The sequence below is a fragment of the Methylosinus sp. Sm6 genome (assembly GCF_019802345.1).
GTDB lineage: Bacteria > Pseudomonadota > Alphaproteobacteria > Rhizobiales > Beijerinckiaceae > Methylosinus.
On sequence record NZ_JAINDZ010000011.1, the window covers coordinates 29,385 to 42,366 of the forward strand.

At 68.5% G+C, this 12,982-nt stretch carries 15 protein-coding genes; 9 read left to right on the forward strand and 6 right to left on the reverse strand.

What is annotated here, in order from left to right; genetic code table 11:
• Nucleotides 1-45: 45 nt before the first annotated feature.
• The 6 genes from xth to K3F48_RS09430 all read left to right on the forward strand — a co-directional run bounded on the left by xth (nucleotide 46) and on the right by K3F48_RS09430 (nucleotide 5,300).
• Nucleotides 46-822 carry an exodeoxyribonuclease III gene (gene xth, locus K3F48_RS09405; RefSeq protein ID WP_222575177.1) on the forward strand — a complete coding sequence of 259 codons (777 nt, stop codon included), beginning with the start codon at nucleotides 46-48 and terminating at the stop codon, nucleotides 820-822.
• 268 nt (nucleotides 823-1,090) lie between these two features.
• Entirely contained in the window at nucleotides 1,091-1,558 is a 468-nt protein-coding gene (locus tag K3F48_RS09410; protein WP_222575178.1) for a DNA polymerase III subunit chi, read from the forward strand.
• On the forward strand, nucleotides 1,540-2,247 hold the full coding sequence (locus K3F48_RS09415; protein ID WP_222575179.1) for a bifunctional 2-polyprenyl-6-hydroxyphenol methylase/3-demethylubiquinol 3-O-methyltransferase UbiG: 708 nt from the start codon (nucleotides 1,540-1,542) through the stop codon (nucleotides 2,245-2,247). The genes K3F48_RS09410 and K3F48_RS09415 overlap by 19 nt, the downstream gene beginning before the upstream one ends.
• Before the next feature lie 29 nt (nucleotides 2,248-2,276).
• Complete coding sequence (locus K3F48_RS09420; RefSeq protein ID WP_222575180.1) at nucleotides 2,277-3,326, forward strand: ABC transporter ATP-binding protein; 1,050 nt, start codon at nucleotides 2,277-2,279, stop codon at nucleotides 3,324-3,326.
• A 262-nt stretch (nucleotides 3,327-3,588) separates the two neighbouring features.
• Nucleotides 3,589-4,512 (forward strand): ABC transporter permease, encoded by a 924-nt coding sequence (locus K3F48_RS09425; RefSeq protein WP_222575181.1) that lies wholly within the window; start codon nucleotides 3,589-3,591, stop codon nucleotides 4,510-4,512.
• The gene (locus tag K3F48_RS09430) at nucleotides 4,509-5,300 is read left to right on the forward strand and encodes an ABC transporter permease subunit (RefSeq protein ID WP_222575182.1); all 792 of its coding nucleotides are present in this window, start codon (nucleotides 4,509-4,511) and stop codon (nucleotides 5,298-5,300) included. The genes K3F48_RS09425 and K3F48_RS09430 overlap by 4 nt, the downstream gene beginning before the upstream one ends.
• Nucleotides 5,301-5,364: 64 nt before the next feature.
• Here K3F48_RS09430 and K3F48_RS09435 read toward each other — a convergent pair whose 3' ends face one another.
• Both K3F48_RS09435 and K3F48_RS09440 read right to left on the reverse strand, forming a co-directional pair.
• A complete protein-coding gene (locus tag K3F48_RS09435; protein WP_222575183.1) occupies nucleotides 5,365-5,589 on the reverse strand; it encodes a 4-oxalocrotonate tautomerase family protein in 225 nt (74 codons plus the stop codon).
• Nucleotides 5,590-5,690: 101 nt separating this feature from the next.
• Nucleotides 5,691-7,025: a dihydroorotase gene (locus tag K3F48_RS09440; RefSeq protein WP_222575184.1), complete on the reverse strand. Its 1,335-nt coding sequence runs from the start codon at nucleotides 7,023-7,025 to the stop codon at nucleotides 5,691-5,693.
• A gap of 176 nt (nucleotides 7,026-7,201) precedes the next feature.
• Here K3F48_RS09440 and K3F48_RS09445 point away from each other — a divergent pair, with 176 nt between their 5' ends.
• A complete protein-coding gene (locus tag K3F48_RS09445) occupies nucleotides 7,202-8,044 on the forward strand; it encodes a folate-binding protein YgfZ (RefSeq protein WP_222575185.1) in 843 nt (280 codons plus the stop codon).
• 145 nt (nucleotides 8,045-8,189) lie between these two features.
• Complete coding sequence (locus tag K3F48_RS09450; protein ID WP_222575186.1) at nucleotides 8,190-8,942, forward strand: outer membrane protein; 753 nt, start codon at nucleotides 8,190-8,192, stop codon at nucleotides 8,940-8,942.
• 155 nt (nucleotides 8,943-9,097) lie between these two features.
• Here the strand turns inward: K3F48_RS09450 and K3F48_RS09455 are convergent, their stop codons facing one another.
• The 4 genes from K3F48_RS09455 to K3F48_RS09470 all read right to left on the reverse strand — a co-directional run bounded on the left by K3F48_RS09455 (nucleotide 9,098) and on the right by K3F48_RS09470 (nucleotide 12,491).
• Nucleotides 9,098-9,700 carry a hypothetical protein gene (locus tag K3F48_RS09455; protein WP_222575187.1) on the reverse strand — a complete coding sequence of 201 codons (603 nt, stop codon included), beginning with the start codon at nucleotides 9,698-9,700 and terminating at the stop codon, nucleotides 9,098-9,100.
• Nucleotides 9,701-9,783: 83 nt separating this feature from the next.
• Complete coding sequence (locus tag K3F48_RS09460) at nucleotides 9,784-10,170, reverse strand: hypothetical protein (protein WP_222575188.1); 387 nt, start codon at nucleotides 10,168-10,170, stop codon at nucleotides 9,784-9,786.
• A gap of 75 nt (nucleotides 10,171-10,245) precedes the next feature.
• Nucleotides 10,246-10,944 carry an HAD family phosphatase gene (locus K3F48_RS09465; protein ID WP_222575189.1) on the reverse strand — a complete coding sequence of 233 codons (699 nt, stop codon included), beginning with the start codon at nucleotides 10,942-10,944 and terminating at the stop codon, nucleotides 10,246-10,248.
• 242 nt (nucleotides 10,945-11,186) lie between these two features.
• Complete coding sequence (locus tag K3F48_RS09470) at nucleotides 11,187-12,491, reverse strand: leucine-rich repeat-containing protein kinase family protein (protein ID WP_222575190.1); 1,305 nt, start codon at nucleotides 12,489-12,491, stop codon at nucleotides 11,187-11,189.
• A 37-nt stretch (nucleotides 12,492-12,528) separates the two neighbouring features.
• Here K3F48_RS09470 and K3F48_RS09475 point away from each other — a divergent pair, with 37 nt between their 5' ends.
• Nucleotides 12,529-12,948, forward strand: a complete 420-nt coding sequence (locus K3F48_RS09475; protein WP_222575191.1) for a very short patch repair endonuclease — start codon at nucleotides 12,529-12,531, stop codon at nucleotides 12,946-12,948.
• Nucleotides 12,949-12,982 lie beyond the last annotated feature (34 nt).

Below are 12,982 nucleotides of genomic sequence, written 5' to 3' on the forward strand. Positions count from 1 at the left end.
GCACGCGCTATGACGAGGGCCGGTCGCCGACCGGAGATCAGGCCCTTGCGCATCGCTACATGGAACGTCAATTCCGTTCGCCAGCGGCTGGAGCCGCTTCTCGCCTATCTGCGCGAGGTCGCGCCGGACGTCCTCTGCCTGCAGGAGATCAAATGCGAGGACGCGGCCTTTCCGCGCCTCGAGATCGAGGACCTCGGCTATAATGTCGAGACCCATGGGCAGAAGACGTTCAACGGCGTCGCCATTCTCTCGAAGACGCCGATCGAGGTGGTGCGCGGCCTGCCGAAATTCGAGCATGATCCCCAGGCCCGCTACATAGAGGCGCTCGTCTCGACGGAGCGCGGCGCGCTGCGCGTCGCCAGCATCTATCTGCCCAACGGCAATCCGCCGGACACGGAAAAATACGCCTATAAGCTCGCTTTCATGGACTGCCTCATCGCCCATGCGGCGAGCCTCCTCGCGCTGGAGGAGCCGGTCGTGCTCGCCGGCGACTATAACGTCATCCCCGCGGCGCGCGACGTGCATGACCCGGCCGCCTGGGCCGGCGACGCGCTGTTCCTGCCGCAGACGCGCGCCAAATTCCAGGAGCTGCTGAACCTCGGCTACACCGAGGCGCTGCGCGCGACCACCGACGCGAGCGGCCTCTACACGTTTTGGGATTATCAGGCGGGCGCCTGGCAGAAGAACAAGGGCATTCGCATCGACCATCTGCTGCTGTCGCCGCAGGCCGCCGACCGGCTGACGGGCGTCGCGATCGACAAGGATCTGCGCGCGGGCGCAAAGCCGTCGGACCATGTGCCGATCAGATGCGAGCTGGCGTGAGGCGCCGCTCCGCGAGCGCGTCGCGGGGAGCGAGCCTGAAGGCTCGCGGTCCAACGCGCCTCCCCTGGACCGCGAGCCTTCAGGCTCGCTCTCGAAGCCGCAACGCACCCTCTGGAGCATCCTTCGAGACGCGCCCTTCGGGCGCTCCTCGGGATGAGGGGATTGTTCTTTGTTGGACAAAACCAGCCCCTCGCCCTGAGGAGCCCGCGACGCGGGCGTCTCGAAGGGCAGGCCACGCGCCCTCCGGCCAGTCACGGACGAGGCGGCGATGAGCGAGGTCTGGTTCTATCACCTGCAGCGCCGCCCGCTGGAGAGCGCCTTGCCGAAGCTGCTCGAGCTGTCGCTGGCGCGCGGCTGGCGCGCCGTGGTGCAGGCGGCGAGCGAGCGGCGGCTCGCGGCGATCGACGAGCTCTTGTGGTCCTACAGTCCCGAGAGCTTCCTGCCGCATGGAACGCAGCGCGACGGCGACGGCGAGACGCAGCCGGTGTTTCTGACGCTCGGGCCGGAAAATCCCAATCGCGCCGACGTGCGCTTCTTCGTCGAGAACGCGGAGGCCGCGCCCGTGCTCGCCGATCCGGCGGCGGCGCCGGCGCAGCGCGCGATACTCATGTTCGACGGCAATGACGAAACGGCCGTGCTGGCCGCGAGGGCGCAATGGCGGACGCTGAAAGAGGCCGGCCATCAGCTCTCCTATTGGCGCCAGAGCGAGGACGGCAAATGGGAGAAGCAGGCGTGACCGAGGATTTTTACGCGCGCCGCACAGCGGCGCGGGCGCGGCTCGACGCGATCGATCCGCACAGGCGGCCGGGCGGCGACAAAGCCGATCCGCAGCGCAAGGACTGGTTCGAGGCGGTCTATCGCCTCGCCGAGGGCGACCCCGCCGGCGTGCCCTGGGCCAATCTCGCGCCGCATCCGCTGCTCGCCGCCTGGCTGGCGGCGCGAGGTCCGCTCGGCGGCCGCGCGCTCGATGTCGGCTGCGGGCTCGGCGATAATGCCGAAGCGCTCGCCGCCGCCGGCGCCAGCGTCTGCGCCTTCGATCTCGTCGCGGAGGCGATCCTCTGGGCGAAGCGCCGCTTTCCCGAGAGCCCGGTCGATTATCGCGCGGCGGACCTGTTCGCGCCGCCGCCGGAATGGCGCGGCGCCTTCGACCTCGTCCATGAATGCTACACGCTGCAGGCCCTGCCCGACGCGCTGCTCGACGCGGCGGCGCATGCGCTCGCCGCGCTCGTCGCGCCGGGGGGAAGGCTGCTGGTCATCGCGCGGGCGCGCGACGACGAGCAGCAGGTCGCAGGTCCGCCATGGCCGCTGACGAAAAGCCGGATCGAGGCGCTCGCGGTCGACGGCTTGCGTCTCGAGGCGCTCGAGGATATTCCCGCGACCGACGCCATGGTCCGCCATTGGCGGGCGGCATTCTTGCGAGCCTGAAGGCTCGCGGTCCAGATTCCGGGAGCAGGATGACCGACGCGCCGCTTCTCTCGATCAAAGGCGTGTCGAAGCGCTTTGGCGCCGTCACGGCGCTGGACGACGTATCGCTCGAGGTCGCGCGAGGCGAATTTTTCGCTCTGCTCGGACCATCCGGCTGCGGCAAGACCACATTGATGCGGCTCGTCGCCGGTTTCGAGGCGCCGGATGCGGGGCGGATCGAGATCGCCGGCGAGGATATGAGCGGCGCGCCGCCGCATCGGCGCCCGGTCAATCTGATGTTCCAGTCCTATGCGCTGTTCCCGCATCTCTCCGTGTTCGAGAACATCGCCTTCGGCCTGCGCCGCCAGGGCAAGGACAAGCCCGCGATCCTCGCGCGCGTCGCCGAGCTCCTGGAGATCGTGAAGCTCACGGGCGTCGAAAAGCGGCGCCCCGACCAGCTCTCCGGCGGACAGAAGCAGCGCGTGGCTCTCGCCCGCGCGCTCGCGCCCGGGCCGCGCCTCTTGCTGCTCGACGAGCCCTTGGGCGCGCTCGACCGGCAATTGCGCGAGGAGACGCAGTTTCAGCTGAAGGAAATCCAGAGGAAGCTGCAGACGAGCTTCGTCGTCGTCACCCATGACCAGGACGAGGCGCTGGCGATGGCCGACCGCATCGCGGTGATGCGCGCGGGACGCATCGAGCAGATCGGCGCGCCGGCGGAGATCTATGAGCGGCCGGCGACGCGCTTCGTCGCCTCCTTCATCGGCCAGATGAATTTTCTTCCCGGACGCATCGAGGACGGCCTCTTCGTCGGCGCCTTCGGCCGCCTCCCGGCGCCGCCGACGAATCTTCCCGACGGCGCGAAGGCCGCGCTGGCCGTGCGGCCGGAGCGCGTCGCGCCGACGACGGACGACGGGCTCGACGGCATCGTCGAGGACGTCGCCTTTCGCGGCGAGATCATCCACATTCGCGTGCGCCTCGCCAGCGGCGAGATTTTGCGCGTCTCGCGCGGCGCCGATCAGGGCGCGCGCGCATCAATCGGCGACAGGATGCGGCTGGCGATTGCGGCGGACGCGGCGCAGTTGTTCACGGATGAGCGATGAGAGCGCTCACGCACTCTCGCAGGAAGAGGCGCTCCGCCCTCCCTTTCGGACCGCGAAGCGATCCGGGATGGGGAGCCGCCGCCGCGACTCGAGTCCGGAGCGCACGCCCTATCGAATTGATCTCGAAGGCGTTTCGTTTCACTCTCAACGGCAAGGACCCTCATCCGACCCGACTTCGTCGGGCCACCTTCTCCCACGAGTGGGAGAAGGGACGCACGGCTTCGAGCGTCCGCAAAAACGGCTGCTTCGGAGCCGCCTCGGCATGACGGACTCCCCGCCCCGCGAGCCTCGCAGGCTCACCCGCGGCGAGTGGCTCGTCATTGCCGCGCCCGCTGCGTGGATCGCGCTGTTCTTTCTCGCGCCCTTCGCGCTGATCGTCAAAATCTCGCTGTCGCGGCCGGCGCAGGCGCGGCCGCCCTATGAGCCCGTCTTCGATCTTGCGAGCGGCGTCGCCGGCCTTCTCGAAAAAATCTCGCAGCTCGGCTTCGACGCCTATCGCGGCCTCGCCGAGGACACGCTCTATCTCGACTCTTATCTCTCATCGCTGACCACCGCTGGAATCGCGACGCTGGTCGCGCTCGTCGCCGCCTATCCCTTCGCGCTCGCCATCGCGCGCGCGCCGCAGAAATGGCGGCCGATCCTCATCGGCTTCGCCGTCGCGCCGTTCTGGACGAGCTTCTTGATCCGCGTCTACGCCTGGATCGCGTTGCTCAAGGACGAAGGGATCATCAATCATGCGCTGATGTCGCTCGGCGTCATCGACGCGCCGCTGCCCATGTTCGCGACGCGCGGCGCGGTGATCGTCGGCATCGTCTATTCCTATCTGCCCTTCATGCTGCTGCCGCTCTATGCGGCGATCGAGGGGCAGGACCCGTCCTTGCGCGAAGCCGCGGCGGATCTCGGCGCCTCGCCGCGCCAAGTCTTCCTGCGCGTCACCTTGCCGCTGTCGAAGCGCGGCATTGTCGCCGGCGTGTTGCTCGTGTTCATTCCGGCGGTCGGCGAATTCGTCATTCCCGATCTGCTCGGCGGCTCCGACACGCTGATGATCGGCCGCAGCCTGTGGAACGACTTTTTCGCCAATCGCGACTGGCCCGCGGCCTCCGCCGCCGCGGTGGCGCTGCTGGCGCTGCTGCTCGTTCCGATCCTCCTCTATGAGCGTGCGCAGACGCGCGAGGGGCGGCGATGAGCGCGCGCGTGCTCCGCAATGCGACGCTCGCATTGGGCTTCGCCTTTCTCTATGGGCCGATCGCGATATTGACGGCGATGAGCTTCAACGCCTCGCGGCTGGTGACCGTCTGGGGCGGCTTCTCGACCAAATGGTACTCTGCTCTCGTTCATGACGAGCGCATGCTGCAGGCGGCGACGATCAGCCTCTCGGCCGCTGCGCTTTCCGCCCTGATCGCGACGTTCAACGGGCTTCTCGCGGCGCTGGCGCTGGCGCGCTTCGGCGCTTTTCGCGGCCGCTCGCTCTTCGCCGGCTCGCTCTATGCGCCCTTGGTGCTGCCGGAGGTCGTGTTCGGCCTCGGCCTGCTACTGGTGTTTGTCGCGCTCGATGTCGAGCGCGGCTTCGTCACCTTGGTGCTGGCGCACGCCGCTTTCACAATGTGCTTCGCCACGGTGATGATTCACGCCGCGCTGAAGGATTGCGATCCGACGCTCGAGGAAGCGGCGGCCGACCTCGGCGCGACGCCCTTGCGCGCGTTTATTCTCGTCACCCTGCCGCTGATCGCGCCGAGCGTCGTCAGCGCCTATCTGCTCGCCTTCACTCTGTCGCTGGATGATTTCGTCATCGCCAGCTTCACCACCGGGCCGGGCGCGACGACGCTGCCGATGCGCATCTATTCGCAGGTGCGGCTCGGCGTCTCGCCCGAAGTCAATGCGATCTCGACCTTGCTGCTCGGCTTCGTCGCGCTGATTCTGACGGCGTCCGCGCTGCTGACGCGCGGCCGCGCGAAAGGCGGCGGCGCGGGGTGAAGCGCCCGTCCCTTCTCCCACGAGTGGGAGAAGGGACGGGCGTCGAGATCGGCGCAAGACGGATTTACTCGGCGTCTCGGTCGACATTGGACTGCGCGGCGGCGCGCCACTCGTCGGTCAGCATGCCGCAAAAGCCCCAATCCTGCTCATCGATCTCCTGGATGACGATATGCGTATGCTCGGGCTTCTTGTCGAGCACGCGAGCGAGCGTCTCCGTGAAGCCGGCCACGATGGCGCGCTTCTGTTCGCGGGTGGCTCCTCGCGTAATCTGAAGGTTGATGTAAGGCACGGCGCGTCCTCCTCGATCGAGCCGACACGGCTCGACGAGAGCTATCCTCGGGCGCCACGCGGCCGCAAGCCTTTCGCATGCTCGAGAGCTACGGAACATCCCTATGCGGGTCTCAGCGTCTGCTGGAAGCGGATGGGCTCGCCGGTCCCCGGCGCGAGCAGCTCGCCCTCCCACATCACCTTCGCGCCGCGGACAAAAGTCGCGACCGGCCAGCCGGTCGCCTCGACCCCGTCGTAAGGCGTCCAGCCGCAGCGCGAGGCGATCCAATCATTGCGGATGGTCTCGCGGCGCTTCAGATCGACGATGGTGAGATCGGCGTCATAGCCGACCGCGACGCGGCCCTTGCCGGCGAGGCCGAACAGGCGCGCCGGCCCGGCGCTGGTCAAATCGACGAAACGCTGCAAGGTCAGCCGGCCGGCGTTCACATGATCGAGCATCAAAGGCACGAGCGTCTGCACGCCGGTCATGCCCGACGGGCTCTCCGGATAGGGCTTGGCCTTTTCCTCGAGCGTGTGCGGCGCGTGATCGGAGCCGAGCACGTCGACGATTCCCCGCGCCACGCCGCGCCACAGCCCGTCGCGGTGGCGCGCGTCGCGCACCGGCGGATTCATCTGCGCGAGCGTCCCCAACCGCACATAGGCTTCCGCATCGAGCGTGAGATGATGCGGCGTCGCCTCGACGCTGGCGATGTCCTTGTGCGCGGCGAGCAGCTCGATCTCCTCGGCGGTGGACACATGCAGCACATGGACGAGCGCGCCCTTCTCGCGGGCGATGCGCAGCAGCCTCTCGGTCGAGCGCAGCGCCACGATCTCGTCGCGCCAGACGGGATGCGAGGTCGGATCGCCGGGCACGCGCAGCGGCTTGCGCTCCTCGAGACGATATTCGTCCTCGCTGTGAAAGGCGGCGCGCCGGCGCGTCTGCGACAATATGGCGGCGACGCCGGCGTCGTCGGCGACGAGCAGAGAGCCGGTCGAGGAGCCCATGAACACCTTGATCCCGGCCGCGCCCGGCAGGCGCTCCAGCTCCGGGATGTCCTTGATGTTGTCGTGCGTGCCGCCGACCCAGAAGGCGAAATCGCAATGCGCCCTGCCCTTCGCCCGCGCCAGCTTGTCCGCGAGCTCGGCGGCGCCGGTGGTGAGCGGCTTGGTGTTGGGCATTTCGAACACGCCGACGACGCCGCCGAGAACGGCGCCGCGCGTGCCCGTCTCCAGATCTTCCTTATGCGTCGCGCCGGGCTCGCGAAAATGCACCTGCGTGTCGATGACCCCGGGCAGAATATGGAGCCCGGCGCAGTCGATGCGCTCCGCCGCGGCGGCGCGGGAGAGGTCGCCGATCTCGGCGATGCGGCCGCCGGCGAGGGCCACGTCGCGCGCGCCGACGCCGTCGTGGTTGACGACGACGCCGCCGCTCAGAATGATGTCATAGGTTTTGGACATGGCTGGCGCCTCGCTTGCACGCCTCGTCTCTAGCCAACACATCTTCGACGCGAACGAAGGCGCGCTCGCCTCGGGCACGATCTAGCGCAACATGGCGCCGGCAGGAACCCCGCCATCAGCCTGGAGCCCGGCGCGACGCCCCGTCGGTTCGCCGACAGTTTGGAGCACATCGGACAATGGCCAGCGCCACTCTTCTCTCGGATCGCGCCGTCGTCGAGGTCGCCGGCCCCGACGCGGCGAAATTTCTGCACGGCATTCTCACCAATGACGTGAAATCGCAGGAGGCGGGCGAGGCGCGCTTCGCCGCTCTGCTGACGCCGCAGGGCAAGATCATCACCGACTTCTTCATTTTCGCCAAAGCGGCGGAGGACGGCCTCGTCTTCCTGCTCGACTGTCCGGCGGCGCTGAAGGAGACGCTGCTCGACCGGCTGAAATTCTACAAGCTGCGCGCCGCCGTGACCCTCGCCGACCGCAGCGCCGAAGTCTCCAGCATCGCCATTCCCGAGGCGACCGAGAGGCCCGAGCTCGACACGATCGCGCTCGCGCCGGACCCGCGCGCGCCGACGCTCGGCTGGCGCGGCCTCGTCACGGCGGAGAGCGCCGCGACCGTGGCCACCGCTCCGCGCGAAATCTACGACGCGAAGCGAATCGCCGCCGCGGCGCCCGATGGCGGCGTCGATTTCGATTATGGCGACGCCTTCCCCCATGAAGCCAATATGGACCGCCTGGCCGGCGTCGATTTCAAGAAGGGCTGCTTCCTCGGCCAGGAGGTGGTCTCGCGCATGAAGCACCGCGGCCCGGTGCGCAAGCGCGTCACCACCTTTCATGCGCAAGGCGCGGCACCCGCCCCCGGCACGCCGGTCAAGGCCGGCGAGGTCGAGATCGGCGTGACCGGCTCCGCCGTCGGCGACGAAGGCCTCGCGCTGATTCGCCTCGACCGGCTCGCCGACGCCAAGGCGGGCGGCGCGACCCCGCTCGCCGGGGGCGTCGCGCTCGACTTCTCCGTGCCGGAGGCCTGAGGCAACCTCGGACGACGACTGCCCCGACTGTGACCAAATTGTCGCGGTCCTCGGAAAATAAGCCGATACCGCGACAATCCCTAAGTTGCTCTGCTTAGGGTCTGATATAAGCGGGAACGGGGCAGTCGAATCGTGAGGTTGAAAAATGAAGAGGTTTCTGCTCGGCGCATTGCTGGCGACGACGGCGCACGCCGCTATTGCCGCCGATCTTCCGAGCCGCAAGGCTCCGCCGATGATGCCGCCGCCGCCGCCGCCGCCGCCGGTTTGGACGGGCTTCTATCTCGGCGCCAATGTGGGCGGCGGATGGCTGGATAATGCCGCCGGCCGCAACAGCACCGTGGGCTGGAACGGCCAGGCTTGGGTTCGCGGCGCGGCCAATGCGGCCGATCGCAGCACCTCGAACGGCGGCGTCGTCGGCGGCGGTCAGGTCGGCTATAATTATCAGCTCACGCCTTTGTTCGTCGTGGGCCTCGAGACCGACATTCAGGCCAGCAACATCGGCGACAATGATCCGCCCTTCTACGGCGTCACGCGCGCTGTGGATTGGTTCGGCACCGTGCGCGCCCGCGCCGGCGTCACGCTATTCCGGCCCGACCTGCTGATCTACGGCACGGGCGGCTTCGCCTATGGCGACATTCGCCTGAAGCATCCGGCCGCCTTCGGCGGCACGATCGGTCAGACCGGCACCGGCTGGACGGCCGGCGGCGGCCTTGAGTGGCTGTTTGCGCCCAATTGGTCGGCGAAGGTCGAGTATCTCTATACCGACATCGGGGCCAGCGAGTGGGGCGGCGTCAACACGTTCGAGCAGCGCGTGCATATCCATTCCGTCCGCGCGGGCGTGAATTATCACTTCAATCTGTTCGCTCCGCCGCCTGCGCCGGTCGTGGCGAAATTCTGATGAAGCGAGCGGGGCCTGCGTAGAGTGGCCCCGGCGCCGCGCGTATCTGCGACGCCTCCGAATGGGGGAAATCCACGCCGCCGCGTCGGAGATTGCGCTCATGTCGCAACTCCGCCGCAGCGGCGCTGTTTTTTTGGATCGCGCCGCGCGCCGTCTCAGGAGCTCGGCGGAGCAGGCTCGGGCGCCTTGGCCTTTTTCAAGCGCAGAAATGCGAAGCGGCCGCCGACCGCGGCGACGAGACCGGCAAACAGCAAATAGGCGTAGAATTCCGTATTATCGAGCAGGCCGACCGTGAACTGGCGCCGCCCGACGAATTCCTTCGCGCCATCGTCGCTGTAGAGGCGCGCATAGATTATGTATTTGCCGGCGCCGGCGATATTCACGTCGAAATTCACCATTCCGTTCCGATATTTCTGCGGCGGCAGCCGCAGCACCGCATCGGCCTCCGACGGCTCGCCGCCCGCGGCGGACCCGCTGTCGCGAAGAACGCGAATATCCCAGTTCATCTCGCGCAGCTCGGCGTCCGGAGCGTCGAGCGCGATGACGGTGGGCCCCGTGTCCGGCAGGGCGTCGCACACCCGGTCGATATTCTTCTTCGGCTGCATCGCGACGAATTTCATCGTCTTGGAGCCGCCGAGCGCGATCGGGCACTCCGGATCGTAATAATGCCAGCCGGCGGCGAGCGCCTGCGGCCCGGAGAGGACGGAGATGGCGAAGAAAGCGAGCCGAAGCGGGCTCGAAAGGCGACGCGAGACCAATTCCCGGATACTCCCGAAACATCGTGGCGAGACTAAACTGCGATGTTTCGTATTTTTTTGCAATTCCGAGGACCGCGCCCCGCTCAGCGCGGGCCGCGCCCCGAGGCTGCGGCGCGCCCGGAGAGAGCGGCCTGCGAGCAGGCGACATCCTCGCGCCAGTCCGCGACATTCATGCGCTTGTCATAGCAGTCGCGCTTCGTCGCCTCCACGCAATCGGCTCCGCCCAAAAACTGAAAGGTGATGCAGGCGCCGGTCGGTGGCGGCTCGTCCTGCTTCGCGGCTTTCTCGCCCTCGGCCATCTTCGCCCGCGACGCCTTGCCGGCTTTTTTCGAGTGACGCTTTTCCGCTTGTGGACTGTTTTTTCCGACCGCCGCGGCGGGCGGCCCGAATGTCTCATAAGCATCCGCGCAGCCCGACAGGGCTGCGGCGAGCGCGATCACGGCCATTGGCGGCGGCCGGAGCGTCCTCATGACGTCCTCCTGCGCGAGAGCGGCGTCCCGATGCCTGCAGGAAATGGCTTTCGGATTGGTAAATCGTCCGTCGCCTCAGCGCGAAGGAACGGCGCGGGCGAGCCGCCGTCCGCGATCATGCGCGCGCAGCATGCCCAAGGCTTCGTCGAGGCTGTCGACGACGGCGAGGCAGAGCTCCCGATCCTCGGGCGAAGGCTCGAGCAGGTCGGGGGCGAGAATGGTCATGGCGCCGGCGGCGGCGGCGGAGCGTAGGCCGGTCGGCGAATCCTCGATCGCGAGGCAGCGCTGCGGCGGCGCGCCGAGCGCCCGCGCCGCCAGCAGATAGGAATCGGGATGCGGCTTGCCGCGCGCCACATCGTCCCGCGTCACCAGCGCGGAAAAATGGGCGAGCAGGCCGGAGCGGCCGAGGTGGTGCTCCGCGGTCGGACGGCGCGAGGAGGTGGCGACGGCGAGCGGAATATTCATCGCCGTGAGATATTCGACCAGCTCGCGCGCCCCCTTCTTCAGCGGCACGCCGGCGCGCGAAGCGCGTCCGACGACCGCGCCGCAGGCTTCGATGCAGGCGTCGAGCGGAAAATCGGGACCGAAGCGGTCGACCATCAGCGCCTCGCAATCCTGCAGCGGCCGGCCGATCATCTCGAGGCAGAAGGCGCGGCCGATCTCGACGCCTATGACGCGGCCGGCCTCGATCCAGGCGTCGACATAGAGCCGTTCGGTGTCGAGCAGCGTGCCGTCCATGTCGAAGACGACGGCCTCCACCGGATGAGGGAACATATCCGCTTCCTTCCGCCTCGCCCCGAGGCATAGGAAGCCGATTCACAACGCGTTCCAATGACGAACAGGTCACGGGCGCATGTCGGAGGCGTGCGGACGCCGGAAGTGAACCATGCTCTCGGCAACCGGACAAAACGGCGCGCAGGGCGTGAGCGCTTCTTATCGACTGAGCACTCGAACCAATCGCCCTGGCCCCGAGGCGCCCGCACGGCGGGTGCCTCGAAGGGCGGGGGCTCGCGCCTTCAGGATGAAGGGGCGGTGATTGCGACCGAGCCGAGCGCGTCCGCCACAGCGGCAATCGACGGGCGTCCGTTCGGCTGAAGACAGGCGTGGGCTAGTTCTCTGAGCGGCCGCGCCTCGCTTCTCTCGGCCAATTCCGCGAGCAGCACGCCGAGGGCGCGGACCTCGACGCGCGTCCAGCGCTCGCCCGCGGCGCCTTCGGGCAGCGCGCTCGCCGCGCCGAAATCGGCGAGCGCCGCGTCGCCGTCGCAGCCGTCCCAGACGATGTTATGCGCATAGAGATCGCCATGCAGGACGCCGCGCGCGTGCAGATGCGCCGTCGCCGCCGCGACGCCGCGCGCGAGGCGCAGCGCCGCCGATGGCGAGAGTCGCAGCTCCGCGTCATAGACGTCGCGGCTGCAGGTCGAGAAATCGGGCGGTCCGGCGAGCGCGCGCCAGCTCTCCGGCAGCAGCGGCGTCAACAGCCCGTCTCGGCGCTCTGGGTGTCCCTCGAGGCGCCCGAGCGCCGAGACGAGATGAGGATGCGCGCCGGCGGCGAGGCTCGCCGCCATCTCGCTCGCCGGCGCGCCGTCGCTCGTCATCGCCCCGCGAAACAGTTTTAGGGCCACGGGCCGCGGCTCGGCGGGCGCCGCGCGCCAGGTCGCGCGAAAAACCTCGCCCGAGGCGCCGCCGCCGAGACGCTCGCCCATGGCGATGTCCGCCCATTGCGCCGCCGCGGCGGCGGCGGCGGGGAGCGCGCGCTCGGCCGGATTGCCGCTCCAGGACATCCAGGCGAGCTTCGGCAGTTCGGCGAGCCAGCCGGGAATCTCCTCGAAGCGATTGGCGGCGAGGCGAATGAGCTCGAGCGCGGGCGCTTCGGCGAGTCCGCGCGGAAGCGAGGAGAGCCGATTGCCGGCCAGCATCAGCTTTTGCAGCAGCGGCCGCCGCCCGAGCGCATCGGGCAGGCGCTCGATCGCATTGTCGGTGAGGATCAGCCAACGCAGCGAGGGCGGCAGGGATTCGGCGGGAATTTCGCGCAGCCCGGCGGCGCGAAAGCCGATCTGGCTCAGGCTCTCGCAATCGCCGAGCGCGGGCGGCAGACGCTCGAAGCGATTTTTCGACGCGAAGAGAATGCGCAGCCGGCGCAAGCGCCCCATGTCGTGCGGCAGCGACGTGAGGACGCCGTCGCCGATGTCCAGAACCTCGAGCGTGTCGGCGAGGCCGAAGATTTCTCGCGGCAGCTCGGCGAGCCCGGGCAGACGCAGCGCCCGCGCGCCGGACAGGTCGCCGCGGCGCAAGGCGTCGAGATCGGAGGCTCGGTTCGGCATTTCGCTTTCGCTCCGGCTCGATTATTCACTCGGGTCCATGCAGAGGGAAGACCCCGCCCGCCGCTCGGCGATCATGCGCGCGGTCAAATCGCGCGACACGGCGCCCGAGCGCGCGGTGCGCGCCTTGCTGCGCGGCGTCGCGCCGCATTACCGGCTGCATCGCAAGGACATCCCCGGCAATCCCGATGTCGCCTATGTCGGACGCAAGCTCGCCATTTTCGTGCATGGCTGCTTCTGGCACGGCCATGATTGCGCGCGCGGCGCCCGCATGCCGAAAGCCAACGCCGATTATTGGCGCGCCAAGATCGGCCGCAACCGCGCGCGCGACGCCGTCCACAAGGAAAAGCTCGCGGCGCTCGGCTGGCGCGCGCTGGTGGTGTGGGAATGCGAGCTGAAGGATCGCGCGGCGCTGGAGCAGAAGCTGCGGGCGTTTCTGGCGGATGTAGAGCGAGCCTGAAGGCTCGCGGTCCAAAGGCGCACGCTGGACCGCG

Bases quoted from the DNA above. Each gene is read 5' to 3' on its own strand.
- K3F48_RS09410 (WP_222575178.1), top strand. From the start codon at position 1,091: ATGAGCGAGGTCTGGTTCTATCACCTGCAGCGCCGCCCGCTGGAGAGC.
- K3F48_RS09445 (WP_222575185.1), top strand. From the start codon at position 7,202: ATGGCCAGCGCCACTCTTCTCTCGGATCGCGCCGTCGTCGAGGTCGCC.
- K3F48_RS09425 (WP_222575181.1), top strand. From the start codon at position 3,589: ATGACGGACTCCCCGCCCCGCGAGCCTCGCAGGCTCACCCGCGGCGAG.
- K3F48_RS09420 (WP_222575180.1), top strand. From the start codon at position 2,277: ATGACCGACGCGCCGCTTCTCTCGATCAAAGGCGTGTCGAAGCGCTTT.
- K3F48_RS09465 (WP_222575189.1), bottom strand. From the start codon at position 10,944: ATGTTCCCTCATCCGGTGGAGGCCGTCGTCTTCGACATGGACGGCACG.
- K3F48_RS09450 (WP_222575186.1), top strand. From the start codon at position 8,190: ATGAAGAGGTTTCTGCTCGGCGCATTGCTGGCGACGACGGCGCACGCC.
- K3F48_RS09460 (WP_222575188.1), bottom strand. From the start codon at position 10,170: ATGAGGACGCTCCGGCCGCCGCCAATGGCCGTGATCGCGCTCGCCGCA.
- K3F48_RS09430 (WP_222575182.1), top strand. From the start codon at position 4,509: ATGAGCGCGCGCGTGCTCCGCAATGCGACGCTCGCATTGGGCTTCGCC.
- K3F48_RS09475 (WP_222575191.1), top strand. From the start codon at position 12,529: ATGCAGAGGGAAGACCCCGCCCGCCGCTCGGCGATCATGCGCGCGGTC.
- K3F48_RS09415 (WP_222575179.1), top strand. From the start codon at position 1,540: ATGGGAGAAGCAGGCGTGACCGAGGATTTTTACGCGCGCCGCACAGCG.
- K3F48_RS09440 (WP_222575184.1), bottom strand. From the start codon at position 7,025: ATGTCCAAAACCTATGACATCATTCTGAGCGGCGGCGTCGTCGTCAAC.
- K3F48_RS09470 (WP_222575190.1), bottom strand. From the start codon at position 12,491: ATGCCGAACCGAGCCTCCGATCTCGACGCCTTGCGCCGCGGCGACCTG.